Origin of the sequence: Streptomyces sp. CBMA152 (assembly GCF_014596475.1) — a bacterium.
GTDB lineage: Bacteria > Actinomycetota > Actinomycetes > Streptomycetales > Streptomycetaceae > Streptomyces.
This window is the reverse complement of record NZ_MECJ01000015.1, coordinates 236197-251032: the sequence shown is the minus strand read 5'-3', so window position 1 is coordinate 251032 and position 14836 is coordinate 236197. Positions and strand designations below refer to the sequence as shown.

The following is a 14836-nucleotide window of genomic DNA, read 5'->3' as shown; positions in this document are numbered from 1 at the left end:
GGGGCAGCGAGGGCGGTCCTGGAAGAGACGCGGCGGGTTCCGCGTGGTGAGGGCGGTCAGGCCACCGTGAGCTTGACGTCGAGGGTGGCGCCGCCCGGGGTGGTGAGACGGAGCACGAAGGTACCGGTCTGACCGTCCGCGTAGACCTTGGGGAGCTTCAGCACGCCGTTGGCGTCGGTCTTCAGGTCCTTGAGGGTCCGGATCGGGTTGCCCTTGTCGTCCTTGAAGTAGGGGCCCTTGTCGTTGACCTTCGGGTCGGCGGGCGTGGCGCCGGGGGCGGTGGGCTCCGGGGTCACGATCATCGCGGCGGCCACCGCGATGCCGGGGACGACCGCTCCCTTGTACGTGGCCTTGACCTCCACGTAGTTGGCGAACTCGGTGCCGGGGGCGGCCTTCAGGTCCTTGGTGTCGATGCGCGCCAGGGCGTCGGCCTGGCGGGCGTTGACGGTGGCGGTCCACTTGATCTCGGGCAGCGAGGTGCCGACCACGGTGGCCCGGACCGTGAAGGTGCCGGTCTGCTCGCCCGCCTGCAGGGCGGGGGCGGTGGCCCGGCCGTCGTTGCCGGTGGTGACGGTGACCTGCGTGGCGCCGCCCGCGAACTTGGCGTCGGTGGCACCGATGACCTGGAAGCGGACGACCGCCTTGGCCATCGGCAGGCCGAGCTGGTCCTTGACGCGGACCTTGGCCTGTCCGGCGAACTGCGAGCCCGCGGTGGCGGCCAGCGGCGCGGTGCCCGCGTCCTCGAACGTGCTCGCCTGCTTCGACGGCAGCGGCTTGGGCGAGCCGGAGTCGCCCGGAGTGGGCTTCGAGGGCTCCGTGGGCTTCGGCGTCGGGCCGGGCTTCGACGGGGTGGGCTTCGGCGTCGGAGTCGGGGTCGTCGACGGGCTCGGGCCGGTGCCGGAGGGCCGACGGCTCGGGGTGTCGCTGCGGCTGCCCGGCAGGGTGCCCGTGCCGTTCGGGATCTCGTGCGTGCCGCGCTTGTAGTAGTCGAACCACGACAGGACGGTGCTCAGGTATTCCTGCGAGTGGTTGTAGCTGAGCACCGCCTTGTCCAGGTCGCTCTGGAGCGCGAGGTCGCGGGTGCTGCCGCAGAGGTAGTACCCGGCCGCGAGGGAGGCGTCGTAGACGTTGTTGGGGTCCTTGACGCCGTCGCCGTTGCCGTCGCGGCCGGAGCTCGCCCAGGTGGAGGGGATGAACTGCATGGGGCCGACCGCGCGGTCGTGGACCTTGTCACCGTCGTAGAGGCCGCCGTCGGTGTCGGGGATGTTCTCGAAGCCCACGCCGTTGAGGACCGGGCCGAGGATCGGGGTGAGCGTGGTGCCGTTGGCGTCGACGCGGCCGCCGTTCGCATGGCCCGACTCGACCTTGCCGATGGCCGCGAGTATCTGCCAGGGCAGGTGGCAGGACGCCTTGTCGCGGGCGAGCGCCGCCTCGGCCTTCTTGTAGGCGTCGAGGACGGTCGCGGGTATGCCCTGCGAGTCGGCGCCGGTGATGGGCGAGGCGGTGGTCGGGGCGCCCGGCGGGTTCGGGGAGACGAGGGGCGGAAGGTCCGTGTAGTACGGCGAGTTACCGCTGGCCGGGGCATTGGGAGTGGGCGTCGGGGTGCCCGACGCCGCCTGGTCGCTCGCCGGGCCGTTGGTGAGAACGCCCGGCCCCTGGGAGGCGGAGAGCGCTGCCACCGCCGCCGCGGCCACCGCGGTCGTGGTCGCTCCCCTGCGCAGTCGTCGGCCTATCTGCGGTGCCATACGTCGAGCCCCTCCCCGTGGTCAGCAGTTCGCGCTCCCCAGCGCTAGGACTCAGGAGACCCTACGGCACCCACGGGGTGTCGCGACACTGCCTCCTGAGCCTTATTCACCTTTTCACCGCTTCGTCACCCCGGGGTTGCCCAGGTATGGCGCAATCAGTGCCCCGCCGTACCCGTCGGGGCTGCCCTGCCTGACAGACCACATGGCGCGCCCACATGACAGGTCGGTATGACACGTGAATCTGCCCGCCGGGTGCGGCACCCGGCGGGCAGTCGGTCCGGGCCCGGTGTCCCGGGCCAGTGTTCCGTGCGGTCAGTGCGCGGCGGACTCCCAGTCCGCGCCGGCGCCCACCGACACATCCAGCGGAGCGCGGAGTTCGACCGCCGAGGCCATCTCCCGGCGGACCAGGGCCTCGACCTTCTTGCGCTCCCCCGGCGCGATCTCCAGGACGATTTCGTCGTGGACCTGGAGCAGCATGCGGGAGTTCAGACCCTCCTCGGTCAGGGCGCTGTCCACCTTCAGCATGGCGACCTTGACGATGTCCGCCGCCGTGCCCTGGATCGGGGCGTTGAGGGCCATCCGCTCGGCCATCTCGCGCCGCTGGCGGTTGTCGCTGTTGAGGTCCGGCAGATAGCGGCGCCGACCCAGCATCGTCTCCGTGTACCCCGTGGCCCTGGCTTCCTCGACCACGCGCTGGAGGTAGTCCCGCACGCCGCCGAAGCGCTCGAAGAACGTGTCCATCAAGCCGCGTGCCTCGGCCGCCTCGATGTTCAGCTGCTGGGAGAGGCCGAACGCCGAGAGCCCGTAGGCCAGTCCGTACGACATCGCCTTGATCTTGCGGCGCATCTCCGGGTCGACGTGGGTCTTGTCGACGCCGAAGACCTGGGACGCGACCGTCGTGTGCAGGTCCTCGCCGGAGGCGAAGGCCTCGATCAGGCCCTCGTCCTCCGAGAGGTGGGCCATCACGCGCAGCTCGATCTGGCTGTAGTCGGCGGTCAGCAGCGACTCGAAGCCCTCGCCGACGACGAAGCCGCGACGGATGGCCCGGCCCTCGTCCGTACGCACCGGGATGTTCTGGAGGTTGGGGTCGGTCGACGACAGGCGGCCGGTCGCCGCGACCGTCTGGTTGAAGGTGGTGTGGATGCGCCCGTCCGCCGCGACCGTCTTGATCAGGCCCTCGACGGTGACGCGCAGCTTCGCCTGCTCGCGGTGGCGCAGCATGATGACCGGCAGCTCGTGCTCGGTCTGGGCGGCCAGCCACGCCAGCGCGTCCGCGTCCGTCGTGTAGCCGGTCTTCGTCTTCTTCGTCTTGGGCAGGGACAGCTCGCCGAAGAGGACTTCCTGGAGCTGCTTGGGCGAGCCCAGGTTGAACTCATGGCCGACCGAGGCGTGCGCCTCCTTCACGGCCTGCTGCACCGCGCCCGCGAACTGCTGCTCCATCGCCTCCAGATGGGCGCGGTCGGCCGCGATGCCGTACCGCTCCATCTTGGCGAGCAGGATCGAGGTGGGGAGCTCCACTTCGTGGAGCAGGTCGGTCGCGCCCACCTCGCCGAGCCGCTGCGTGAACGCGTCGCCGAGGTCGAGGACCGCGCGCGCCTGCGTCATCAGGGCCTCGGCCTCGGCCTGGTCGTCCGCGCCGAAGGCGAGCTGTCCGTCGGCCGCGCCCGCGGGGGCGAGCTCGCGGCCCAGGTACTCGACGGACAGCGCGTCCAGGGCGAAGGAGCGGCGGCCGGGCTTGACCAGGTACGCGGCGAGCGCCGTGTCCATGGTGACGCCCGCGACGCTCCAGCCGTGCTCCGGGAAGACCCGCATCGCGGCCTTCGCGTTGTGCAGGACCTTGGGCTTCGCGGCGTCCGCGATCCAAGCGGCGAAGGCGCGCTCGTCGGCCTCGTCGAGCGCGGCCGGGTCGAACCAGGCGGCCGGGCCGTCGGCGGCGGCCAGCGCGATCTCGGTGACGCTGCCGGTGCCCAGCGCCCAGGTGTCGACCGACGCCAGGCCCAGCGGCCCGGAGCCGTGCTCGGCCAGCCACGGGGCCAGCTCGCCCGCGCCCAGGACCGCGCCGTCGAGCTCCACGCCCGCGGCGGGGGCCGGGGCCTCCTCCTCGCCCGCGCCCGGGTCGACGGCGAGCAGCCGCTCGCGCAGGGACGCGTTGCGGATCTCCAGTACGTCGAAGAAGCCGGTCATCGCCGACCGGTCGTACGGGGCGCGCTCCAGGTCGGCCGGGCCCTTGGGCAGCTCCACGTCGCGCACCATCTCGGTGAGGCGGCGATTCAGGCTGACGGACTCCAGGTGGTCCCGGAAGTTCTGCCCGGCCTTGCCCTTGACCTCGTCGGCGCGCTCGACCAGCTCGGCGAACGAGCCGAACTGGTTGATCCACTTCGCGGCGGTCTTCTCGCCGACGCCGGGGATGCCCGGCAGGTTGTCGGACGGGTCGCCGCGCAGCGCCGCGAAGTCCGGGTACTGCTGCGGGGTCAGGCCGTACTTCTCCTCGACCTTCTCCGGGGTGAAGCGGGTCAGCTCGGAGACGCCCTTGGTCGGGTACAGCACGGTCACGTGCTCGGAGACCAGCTGGAAGGAGTCGCGGTCGCCGGTGACGATCAGGACTTCGAAGCCGGCTGCCTCGGCCTGGGTGGCCAGGGTCGCGATGATGTCGTCGGCCTCGAAGCCGTCGACCGCGAACCGGTCGACGTTCATCGTGTCGAGCATCTCGCCGATCAGCTCGACCTGGCCCTTGAACTCGTCGGGCGTCTTGGAGCGGTTGGCCTTGTACTCCGGGAACTCCTCGGAGCGCCACGTCTTGCGGGACACGTCGAACGCGACCGCGAAGTGCGTGGGCGCCTCGTCACGCAGCGTGTTCGCCAGCATCGACGCGAAGCCGTACACGGCGTTGGTCGGCTGACCGGACGCGGTGGTGAAGTTCTCCGCGGGCAGCGCGAAGAACGCCCGGTACGCCAGGGAGTGCCCGTCCATGAGGAGCAGGCGCGGTCGGTTGTCTGGGGTCTTCTTCGATGCTGTCTCAGCCACGTCCCCGATCCTGCCACGCCCCACTGACAATCCCCGCCAGTGCGCTCCCGGGACCGCGCCGGGACGGTTGTCAGTGGTCCGTGACAGGATCGGAAACGTACGGATCGCACACGTCGCTCGAAGGGGAGCGCCATGGCCACCAAGCCGCCCGCAGGGGACCCGGTTCAGGACGCGCCGCAGGTCGCGCCGCCCAAGCACGCCGCGGCCGGGCTGCCCGCCATCGGGTACACGGCGCTGGTGGCCCAGCAGCAGATGGGTGCGGTCCGGGCGACGCGGACCCTACTCAAGGTCAACCAGAAGGACGGCTTCGACTGTCCGGGCTGCGCCTGGCCGGAGGGCGACAAACGCCACATCGCGGAGTTCTGCGAGAACGGGGCGAAGGCGGTCGCCGAGGAGGCGACGCTGCGCCGCGTCACCCCCGACTTCTTCGCCGCGCACCCGCTCGACGACCTCGCCGGGCGCAGTGGGTACTGGCTGGGCCAGCAGGGCCGGATCACCCAGCCCATGTATCTCCCCGAGGGCGCCGACCGCTACGAGGCGGTGACCTGGGAGCGAGCCTTCGAGATCATCGCGGCCGAGCTCAAGGCGCTGGACTCGCCGGACGAGGCGCTCTTCTACACCTCGGGCCGCACCAGCAACGAGGCCGCGTTCCTGCTCCAGCTCTTCGCGCGCGAGTTCGGCACCAACAATCTGCCGGACTGCTCCAACATGTGCCATGAGTCGTCGGGTTCGGCGCTCACGGAGACCATCGGCATCGGCAAGGGCAGCGTCTCCCTGGAGGACATGCACCAGGCCGACCTGATCATCGTCGCCGGGCAGAACCCGGGCACCAACCACCCCCGGATGCTCTCGGCCCTGGAAGAGGCCAAGCGGGCGGGCGCGAAGATCATCTCGGTGAACCCGCTGCCCGAGGCGGGCATGGAGCGCTTCAAGAACCCGCAGACCGCCAAGGGCCTCGCGCTCGGCGGCCAGGCGCTCAACGACCTCTTCCTCCAGATCCGCATCGGCGGCGACCAGGCCCTGTTCCGTCTCCTCAACAAGCTCATCGTGGAGACGGAAGGCGCCGTGGACGAGCTGTTCGTCCGCGAACACACCCATGGATACGAGGAGTTCGCGGCCGCCGCCCGGGCCGCCGACTGGGACGAGACGCTGGCCGCGACCGGCCTCACGCGCGCGGAGATCGAGCAGGCGCTGTCCATGGCGCTCGCCTCCAAGCGGACCATCGTGTGCTGGGCGATGGGCCTGACCCAGCACAAGCACGCGGTGGCGACGATCCGGGAAGTGGTCAACTTCCTTCTGCTGCGCGGCAACATCGGCCGCACCGGCGCGGGCGTGTGCCCGGTGCGCGGCCACTCCAACGTCCAGGGCGACCGCACCATGGGCATCTTCGAGCGGCCCGCGCCCGCGTTCCTCGACGCCCTGGAGAAGGAGTTCGGCTTCGCCCCGCCCCGGCACCACGGATACGACGTGGTGCGCTCCATCGAGGCGCTGCGCGACGGCAAGGCGAAGGTCTTCTTCGCGATGGGCGGCAACTTCGTGGGGGCCACGCCCGACACCGAGGTCACCGAGGCCGCGATGCGCCGGGCCTCGCTCACTGTCCATGTCTCCACCAAGCTCAACCGGTCGCACGCGGTGACCGGCCGGCGCGCGCTGATCCTGCCGACGCTCGGCCGCACCGACAAGGACGTACAGAAGAGCGGCAAGCAGTTCGTGACCGTCGAGGACTCGATGGGGCTCGTGCACTCCTCGCGCGGCAACCTGAAGCCCGCGAGCCCGCATCTGCTCTCCGAGCCCGCCATCGTCGCCCGCCTCGCGCGCGCCACGCTGGGCGCCGACTCCACGGTGGACTGGGAGGAGTTCGAGAAGGACTACGCGACGATCCGCGACCGCATCGCGCGCGTGGTCCCCGGGTTCGAGGACTTCAACGCGCGCGTGGCCAGGCCCGGCGGTTTCCAGCTGCCGCACGCGCCGCGCGACGAGCGCCGCTTCCCCACCAAGACCGGTAAGGCCAACTTCACGGCCGCGCCCGTGGAGTACCCGACGGTGCCCGAGGGCCGGCTGCTGCTGCAGACCCTGCGCTCGCACGACCAGTACAACACCACGATCTACGGCCTCGACGACCGCTACCGGGGCATCAAGGGCGGCCGCCGGGTCGTGCTGGTCAACGCCGAGGACGCACGCGAGCTGGGCTTCGCGGACGGGGCGTACGTGGACCTGGTCAGCGAGTGGAAGGACGGCGTGGAGCGGCGGGCGCCCGGGTTCCGGGTCGTGCACTACCCGACCACGCGGGGCTGCGCGGCGGCGTACTACCCGGAGACGAACGTGCTGGTGCCGCTGGATTCCACGGCGGACACCAGCAACACCCCTGCCAGCAAGTCCGTGATCGTACGTCTGGAACAATCGGCGACCGTCTAAGCGTTCGCTCAGACACGGCCAGAAGGAACCGGACCACGATCGGAGTCCCGCCCATGGGTGAGCAGAGCAAGGTGAAGTTCCCGCAGGAGGTCATCGACGAGTACGCGGCGCTGGGGATCGACCTTCCCGCGCTGTTCTCCGCGGGTCACCTCGGCACCCGTATGGGCGTGGAGGTCCTGGAGGCCTCGGCGGAGCGGGTCGTCGGGACGATGCCGGTCGAGGGGAACACCCAGCCGTACGGGCTGCTGCACGGCGGTGCCTCGGCGGTGCTCGCGGAGACCTTGGGGTCCGTGGGGGCGATGCTGCACGGGGGCATCTCGAAGGTCGCGGTGGGTGTCGACCTGAACTGCACGCATCACCGCGGGGTGCGGAGTGGGCTGGTCACGGGGGTGGCCACGCCGGTGCATCGGGGGCGGTCCACCGCGACGTACGAGATCGTCATCACGGATGAGGACGGCAAGCGGGTGTGTTCGGCTCGGCTGACGTGTCTGCTGCGGGACGCCGAGGGCGCCAAGGCCTGACGGCTGCTGGCCGCACCGTCTTTACGGCGGGGGCGGGCGGTGCCACGCTGCGGGCATGAGCGGCATCGGGCCCGTCGAGCCGGAGGAGTCGGCCGACGGTGGCCCGTGGGCCGGGCCGCCGCAACCGCCGGACGTGGTCGGCGGCCGGGGACGGGGCCGGGGTAGACGGAGACTCGTCGCCGCCCTCCTCGCCACCGCCGCCGCCCTGCCCCTCCTCCTCTGGCCCACCCGCCCCGGCCACAACACCCCCCGCCCGGCCCCCGGCCCCCCGCTCCCCCGGTTCTGGCCCGCGCAGACCGTCTCGCTCCACTACGTGGGACTCGACGAGCCGATCGCCGCGTACAAGGCCTCGGCCGTGTTCGCGTTCCTGCTCACCACCGATCCCCGGCACGACGGTTCCGTGACGGTTGATCAACTCGCCCAGGCGTTCCCGGAGATCGGGACCAGTACCGTTCCCGCCGTGCCCTTCACCGTGCCCGCAGGCGGTACCGTGCGCGTGGTCGTGCGGCTCACCGCCCGCGCCTGCTCCGGGTTTCCGCTCGACCCGGATCTGCCGTACCTGGATACGACGCTGACCAACAACTACGCGACCGAGCAGCACAGTTACCTCTTCGACGGGCGCTACGCCAGCGACCTCTCCCGCTACCTGCACACCATCTGCGCGTCAACACCCTTGACCCGTACGGCAGTTGTGTCACCGATCGTGACGCCCTAACGTTCCCCCCACGGCGACCCCGTCGGGAACCGGACAGCGTGCCGCACCACGGTACGAACGCCTCCGGTTCCTCTTAGATGGGCGGAACGACAACCCACCGCGCGCGCCTCGCTCCCTCCGGCCGCCACATCCGTCACCCCGCCCACACCCCCGCGGAGAAGCCTTCCGGCCACTCCCGACCGTAACGCTCCGTAACATGCGCGAATTACGCAAACGGGATCAGTTGCTCCGGTACGCCGCCGCGAGGACGGCGCGGAAAGCGCATAGATCCAGGTGGCACGCACAAGACCTTCAAGACCCGGCACATGCCGGTGTCAGTAGCAAGAACGACCCAAGCCCCTTAGCGGAACTGGGAATTCTCAGCATGTGGGCACCCCTCCACCTCACCAATGCCCCCATCTGTCCACAGAGTTCCCGCGCCGGTGTCCGCTCCCCATAACAAGAAAGTCACATCCTGACCTTCCCTGGTCCCCGACTCGGTCACCTGCGCTTAGAGTCACGGCCAGTCACCGCGCCGCCGGGCGCGTCTGCTGCACGGCCACCGGTACCACCCCAGTACGGCCCGGCGAGTCACACGGCGCCTCAGCGGAGGCGTCGCGCCAGGGAGAGGACATATCGTGCGACACCGTTCCTTGCTCATACTCACCACCGTGCTCACCACGGGGGCGCTCACCCTCACCGCCTGCGGGTCGCGCGGCGGCGGCGGCTCAAGCAGCGACAAGAACACCACCGTCGTGATCGGTGTGGACGCGCCCCTGACCGGCCAGAACTCCGCGACCGGCCTCGGCATCCAGTACGGCGTACAGATCGCCGTCGACGACGCCAACGCGAAGAAGCTGGTCCCGGGTGTCACCTTCAAGGTCAAGGCCCTGGACGACAAGGCCCTGCCGCCGACCGGCCAGCAGAACGCCACCGCGCTCGTCGCCGACAAGGACGTCCTCGGTGTGGTCGGCCCGCTGAACTCCGGCGTGGCCCTGACCATGCAGCAGGTCTTCGCCACCGCCAACCTGGTCGAGATCTCCCCCTCGAACACCAACCCCACCCTGACCCAGGGCAAGGACTGGGCGGCCGGGAACAAGACCCGCCCGTTCAAGACCTACTTCCGCACCGCCACCACCGACGCCATCCAGGGCGGCTTCGCGGCGGACTACGCCCTCAACGGCCTCCACAAGAAGAACGTCTTCGTCGTCGACGACAAGCAGACGTACGGCGCCGGCCTGGCCACGCTCTTCAAGCAGGGCTTCACCAAGGCCGGCGGCAAGGTCGCGGGCGAGGACCACGTCAACGTGGGCGACAAGGACTTCGCCGCCCTGGTCACCAAGATCAAGAACTCGGGCGCCGACCTGGTCTACTACGGCGGCCAGTACGACGAGGCCCAGATCGTCACCAAGCAGCTCAAGGACTCCGGCGCCAAGATCCCGCTCTTCGGCGGCGACGGAATCTACAGCGACACCTTCATCACCACCGCCGGCAAGGCGGCCGAGGGCGACCTCGCGACCTCCGTCGGCGTCCCGGTCGACACCCTGGACGCGGCGAAGACCTTCATCCAGACGTACAAGGACAAGAAGTACCCGGGCGACTACGGCACCTACGGCGGCTACTCGTACGACGCCGCCACCGCCATCATCAAGGCCGTCGGCAACGTGGTGAAGGACGGCAAGGTCCCGTCCGACGCCCGTCAGAAGATCGTCGACGAGGTCCAGAAGGCCCAGTTCCAGGGCATCGCCGGCGCGGTCGCCTTCGACCAGTACGGCGACACCACCAACAAGCAGCTGACCGTCTATCAGGTCACCAACGGGAAGTGGAAGGCCGTCAAGAGCGGCACGTACAACGCCGGCTGATCCAGCCCGCGCCAGCACCACCTGATCCACAGCGACACCTGATCCACCGCACGACAACAGGGCCGCGCGGCCACGACCACCCGTCCGACCGCGCGGCCCGACGTCTACTTCCTGCACGCTCCCCATCCCATGGAGGCCTTGCGGTGCACACTCTGCCGCAGAACCTGGCCAACGGGCTGCTCCTCGGCTCGATGTACGGGCTGATCGCCATCGGCTACACGATGGTGTACGGCATCGTCCAGCTCATCAACTTCGCGCACGGCGAGATCTTCATGACCGGCGCCTTCGGCGGCCTCACGGTCTATCTCTATGTGCTCCCCGACGGCATATCCATGTGGATAGCCCTCCCCCTGATGCTCATCGGCGGCGCGATCGTCTCCGTACTCATCGCACTGGGAGCGGAACGGTTCGCCTACCGACCACTGCGCGGCGCGCCACGCCTGGCGCCACTGATCACCGCGATCGGACTCTCGCTCGCGCTCCAGCAGGCGGTCTTCAACTGGTACCCGAAGGCCAAGAGCGACGAGAACTTCCCGCAGATCCCCGGCGGCCCCTTCCACATCGGGTCGGTCACCTTCGGCACCGGTGACATCTTCCTGATCTCGGCGGCGCCGCTCTGCATGGCCGCGCTCGCCCTGTTCGTCCGCTCCTCCCGCACCGGCCGCGCCATGCAGGCCACCGCGCAGGACCCGGACACCGCCCAGCTGATGGGCATCGACACCAACCGCATCATCATGATCGCCTTCGCCATCGGCGGTCTGTTCGCGGCGGTCGCCGGTATCGCCTGGGGCCTCAAGTACGGCTCCATCAAGTACGAGATGGGCTTCCAGGCCGGTCTCAAGGCGTTCACCGCCGCGGTCCTCGGCGGTATCGGCAACATCTACGGCGCGATGATCGGCGGCGTGGTCCTCGGCCTCGCCGAGACCATGGCCAGTGCCTACATCGCCAACGTCCCCGGGATGCAGCAGCTCGGCGGCTCCGGTTGGGCCAACGTCTGGGCCTTCGTCCTCCTCATCCTCGTCCTGCTCTTCAGGCCACAGGGCCTGGTGGGCGAACGCGTCGCGGACAGGGCGTGATCGACATGACCACCAGCACCACCAACGGCGTCACCGAAGCGGCCACCGAGCAGCGCGGTCTCGTCCCGCTGCCCGCGCCCGTCGCCCGGCTGCTCGTCGCGGTCGGCGCCGTCGCCACCATCGCCTCCACGTTCCTGGCGTGGACCTGGACCGCCGACTTCCCCGGCGACCTCACGGTCACCGGCTACCCGGCCGGACTGCAGACCCTCACCATCGTCGGCGCGGCGCTCACCCTGCTCTACGCCCTCAACCTGTGGGACATCCAGGGTCTGCGCTGGCTCAACCCGGGCCGCTCCCACAACCCCGTGCTCCTGGCGGCGGTCTCCGCGTTCGCGGTGGTCTGGTTCACCGCCATCGCCATCTCGTACGACCTCGGCGGCCTCGCCAACCTCGAACCCGGCGCGTACATCGCGGCCGTGGCGGCGCTCGTTCCGGTGATCGGGGCGCTGGCCCTGCCGCGCCCCGGCAGGTCCCTGCGCGACCACATCGCCAAGCCGGACGACATCCCGCCCGCCGCGCCGCTGCCCGGCTGGGCCCAGCGCGTGATCATCTCCCTGGCCACCGCACTCGGCCTGGTCGTGTTCACGTACGGCATCGGCGTGAACGACGACGAGAGCGAGACCTTCATCGGTCTGCTGCTGCTCGTGCTGTTCGGATCGATGGCGCTGTTCGCCGCCGGGCTCTTCGAGCGGTTCACCGTACTCAACGTGCGGCACAAGGGGTTCGCGACCACCGCCGTCTTCCTGGCGGCCGTGATCTTCCCCTTCACCCAGAGCGAGGACCACAACGCCAACCTCGGCGCCAACATCCTCATCTTCGGCACCGTCGCCCTCGGCCTCAACATCGTCGTCGGCCTCACCGGACTGCTGGACCTCGGTTACGTGGCGTTCCTCGGCGTCGGCGCGTACGCGGCCGCCCTGGTCTCCGGCTCCGAGTTCTCCCGGTTCTCCGGCGTCCAAGTCCCCTTCTGGGCTGCCGCGTTGATCGGCATGAGCGCATCCCTTGTCTTCGGCGTCATCATCGGCGCCCCGACCCTGCGGCTGCGCGGCGACTATCTCGCCATCGTCACCCTCGGCTTCGGAGAGATCTTCCGGATCACCGTCAACAACCTCGACGGCGGCTCCGGCCCCAACCTCACCAACGGCCCCAACGGCATCGCCAACATCCCGGACCTGGAGATCTTCGGGTTCAACCTCGGCAGCGCCCATGAGATCGCGGGCCGTACGATCGGCCGCTTCGGCAACTACCTGTTCCTGATGCTGCTGATCACGGCGCTGATCGTGCTCGTCTTCAACCGCGCCGCGAACTCCCGTATCGGCCGCTCCTGGATCGCGATCCGCGAGGACGAGACGGCCGCGACCGCCATGGGCATCAACGGCTTCCGGGTCAAGCTCATCGCCTTCGCCCTCGGCGCCTCCCTCGCGGGCCTCGCCGGTACGGTCTTCGCCCACGTCAACTACAGCGTGGTGCCCAGCCCGTTCCAGTTCGCCGGAGCCGCGCCGCCCAACTCGGCGTTCCTCCTGGCGGCCGTCGTCCTCGGCGGCATGGGCACGGTCAGCGGCCCGCTCCTGGGCGCGGCACTGCTCTACCTGATCCCCGAGAAGCTCGGCTTCCTCAAGGAGTACGAACTCTTCGGCTTCGGTGTCGCCCTCGTCCTGCTGATGCGGTTCCGCCCCGAGGGCATCGTCGCCAACCGGCGCCGCCAGCTCGAATTCCACGAGACCGGCCAACTGGACGTGCCCGAACAAGGGCTCCCGGACACCACCGTCGGCGTCACCAAGGCGGAGGCGTAACCATCATGACCACCACCATCGCCCCCAGCCCGGTGCTCGAAGCGTCCGGCGTCACCATGCGCTTCGGCGGTCTGACCGCCGTCCGCAACGTCGACCTCACCGTCAACAGCGGCGAGATCGTCGGTCTCATCGGCCCCAACGGCGCCGGCAAGACCACCTTCTTCAACTGCCTCACGGGCCTTTACGTCCCGACCGAGGGCAAGGTCTCGTACAAGGGGACCGTGCTGCCGCCCAAGCCGCACCTGGTCACCCAGGCCGGTATCGCGCGCACCTTCCAGAACATCCGGCTCTTCGCCAACATGACCGTCCTGGAGAACGTCCTGGTCGGTCGGCACACCCGGACCAAGGAAGGCCTCTGGTCCGCGCTGCTGCGCGGCCCCGGCTTCAAGAAGGCCGAGGCCAAGTCGCGTGAACGGGCCATGGAACTCCTGGAGTTCATCGGTCTGCAGCACAAGGCCGACCACCTCGCCCGCAACCTTCCCTACGGCGAACAGCGCAAGCTGGAGATCGCCCGGGCGCTGGCGAGCGAGCCCGGCCTGCTGCTCCTGGACGAGCCGACGGCCGGAATGAACCCGCAGGAGACCCGTGCCACCGAGGAGATGGTCTTCGCCATCCGGGACATGGGCATCGCCGTGCTCGTCATCGAGCACGACATGCGCTTCATCTTCAACCTGTGCGACCGGGTGACCGTGCTGCTCCAGGGCGAGAAGCTCGTCGAGGGCACCTCCGACGTCGTCCAGGGCGACGAGCGCGTCATCGCGGCGTACCTCGGCACCCCGTTCGAGGGCGCGCCGGGCGCGGAGGAGATCGCGGAGGTGGAGGCGGCGGAGGCCGCCGGAGGCGGCGACAGGGAGGACGCGGTATCGGATGCCGCGCCCGAGGCCGCCGAAGCCGCCGAGGAACCGGCCGAGGCCGACGCTCCAGGAACGACCCGTACTGAAGGAGACTCCCAGTGACCGCACTTCTGGAAGTCGAGGACCTCCGCGTCGCCTACGGCAAGATCGAGGCCGTCAAGGGGATCTCCTTCACCGTCGAGGCCGGGCAGGTCGTCACCCTCATCGGCACCAACGGCGCCGGCAAGACCACCACGCTGCGCACCCTGTCGGGGCTCCTCAAGCCCTCGGCCGGAAGGGTGCTGTTCGACGGGAAGCCACTCGCGAACATCCCCGCGCACAAGATCGTCTCGCTGGGCCTCGCCCACTCCCCCGAGGGACGGCATATCTTCCCGAGGCTGAGCATCGCCGAGAACCTCCAGCTCGGAGCGTTTCTCCGCAATGACAAGGCCGGGATCGAGAAGGACGTCCAGCGTGCCTACGACATGTTCCCCATCCTGGGCGAACGCCGTAAGCAGGCCGCCGGCACCCTCTCGGGCGGTGAACAGCAGATGCTCGCGATGGGCAGGGCGCTCATGTCCCAGCCCAAGCTGCTGATGCTGGACGAGCCGTCGATGGGCCTCTCCCCGATCATGATGCAGAAGATCATGGAGACCATCGTCGAGCTCAAGGCCCAGGGCACCACCATCCTGCTCGTCGAGCAGAACGCCCAGGCCGCGCTGTCCCTCGCGGACCACGCCCACGTCATGGAGGTCGGCGAGATCAAGCTCTCCGGCTCCGGCCAGGACCTCCTCCACGACGAGAACGTCCGCAAGACGTACCTGGGCGAGGACTAGCGCTCCGCGAGGATGCGGGTCTTTGTCTGCGGGCCGG

General features: G+C 69.6%; 10 protein-coding genes. 8 read left to right on the top strand and 2 right to left on the bottom strand.

Annotation, left to right across the window (positions count from 1 at the left end):
• Positions 1-56 precede the first annotated feature (56 nt).
• Positions 57-1745 carry a lytic transglycosylase gene (locus tag BG418_RS14430; RefSeq protein ID WP_188274224.1) on the bottom strand — a complete coding sequence of 563 codons (1689 nt, stop codon included), beginning with the start codon at positions 1743-1745 and terminating at the stop codon, positions 57-59.
• Positions 1746-2057: 312 nt separating this feature from the next.
• Positions 2058-4769, bottom strand: coding sequence for a DNA polymerase I (gene polA, locus BG418_RS14425; protein WP_188274223.1), 2712 nt, complete (start codon positions 4767-4769; stop codon positions 2058-2060).
• 132 nt (positions 4770-4901) lie between these two features.
• Here polA and BG418_RS14420 point away from each other — a divergent pair, with 132 nt between their 5' ends.
• The 8 genes from BG418_RS14420 to BG418_RS14385 all read left to right on the top strand — a co-directional run bounded on the left by BG418_RS14420 (position 4902) and on the right by BG418_RS14385 (position 14799).
• A complete protein-coding gene (locus tag BG418_RS14420; protein WP_188274222.1) occupies positions 4902-7184 on the top strand; it encodes an FdhF/YdeP family oxidoreductase in 2283 nt (760 codons plus the stop codon).
• Positions 7185-7237: 53 nt separating this feature from the next.
• Positions 7238-7705, top strand: a complete 468-nt coding sequence (locus BG418_RS14415) for a PaaI family thioesterase (RefSeq protein ID WP_188274221.1) — start codon at positions 7238-7240, stop codon at positions 7703-7705.
• A gap of 55 nt (positions 7706-7760) precedes the next feature.
• Positions 7761-8420 carry a hypothetical protein gene (locus BG418_RS14410; RefSeq protein ID WP_188274220.1) on the top strand — a complete coding sequence of 220 codons (660 nt, stop codon included), beginning with the start codon at positions 7761-7763 and terminating at the stop codon, positions 8418-8420.
• Between the two features lie 617 nt (positions 8421-9037).
• Complete coding sequence (locus tag BG418_RS14405) at positions 9038-10261, top strand: branched-chain amino acid ABC transporter substrate-binding protein (protein WP_188274219.1); 1224 nt, start codon at positions 9038-9040, stop codon at positions 10259-10261.
• 143 nt (positions 10262-10404) lie between these two features.
• Positions 10405-11337, top strand: coding sequence for a branched-chain amino acid ABC transporter permease (locus tag BG418_RS14400; protein ID WP_188274218.1), 933 nt, complete (start codon positions 10405-10407; stop codon positions 11335-11337).
• A gap of 5 nt (positions 11338-11342) precedes the next feature.
• Positions 11343-13130 carry a branched-chain amino acid ABC transporter permease gene (locus tag BG418_RS14395; RefSeq protein WP_188274217.1) on the top strand — a complete coding sequence of 596 codons (1788 nt, stop codon included), beginning with the start codon at positions 11343-11345 and terminating at the stop codon, positions 13128-13130.
• 5 nt (positions 13131-13135) lie between these two features.
• Positions 13136-14086: an ABC transporter ATP-binding protein gene (locus tag BG418_RS14390; RefSeq protein ID WP_188274216.1), complete on the top strand. Its 951-nt coding sequence runs from the start codon at positions 13136-13138 to the stop codon at positions 14084-14086.
• On the top strand, positions 14083-14799 hold the full coding sequence (locus tag BG418_RS14385) for an ABC transporter ATP-binding protein (protein ID WP_188274215.1): 717 nt from the start codon (positions 14083-14085) through the stop codon (positions 14797-14799). Before BG418_RS14390 ends, BG418_RS14385 begins: the two co-directional genes overlap by 4 nt.
• Positions 14800-14836: the final 37 nt, after the last annotated feature.